The sequence below is a fragment of the bacterium genome (assembly GCA_029210545.1).
Classification (GTDB): Bacteria; BMS3Abin14; BMS3Abin14; order BMS3Abin14; family BMS3Abin14; genus JARGFV01.
This window is the reverse complement of sequence record JARGFV010000225.1, coordinates 1-592: the sequence shown is the minus strand read 5'-3', so window position 1 is coordinate 592 and position 592 is coordinate 1. Positions and strand designations below refer to the sequence as shown.

The window sequence follows — 592 nt, the reverse complement described above, 5'->3', positions numbered from 1 at the left end:
TATGGTGATTTTAACAGCACTAAATCAATAAATAAACCAATAAATTCAACTAGTTATGAATTTTTCAGGCACAACTAACTAACCGCAGGGTACGCCCCTCGACACGCTGACGCTTGCTCAGGGCAGGCAGGGTGACCCCGGGAGAATACGACAAAGCGACTGAGGGAGTGAAGGGAACGAGCGCGAGGCCGATGTTTTTCTGATATTTGAGATCTGAGATTTGAGATTGCTTGGCGAACAGGAGCTTGAGTGAGCAAAGATCGTAACCGCATAAAAATCCTCCCCGACCACCTTGTGGACGTCATCGCCGCCGGTGAGGTGGTGGAGCGTCCCGCCTCGGTGGTCAAGGAACTGGTGGAGAACGCCATAGATGCCGGAGCCGGATCTGTGCGGGTGCACCTGATAGATGGAGGCCGTGGAAAGATCCAGGTTGTGGACGATGGTGCCGGTATGGATGAGGATGACTGCCTCATGGCCATCGAGCGCCACGCCACGAGCAAAGTTGCCGCCCTGGATGACCTGAGGCACCTGAGGACTTTGGGGTTTCGCGGGGAGGCACTGCCCAGTATCGCCTCGGTGGGGTACTTAAAAC

The 592-nt window shown here is 54.6% G+C and carries 1 protein-coding gene; it reads left to right on the top strand.

The window, feature by feature from the left end; all coding sequences use genetic code 11:
• Positions 1–249: 249 nt before the first annotated feature.
• The coding region (mutL, locus tag P1S46_12425) for a DNA mismatch repair endonuclease MutL (protein MDF1537268.1) at positions 250–592 on the top strand (343 nt) is incomplete at its 3' end.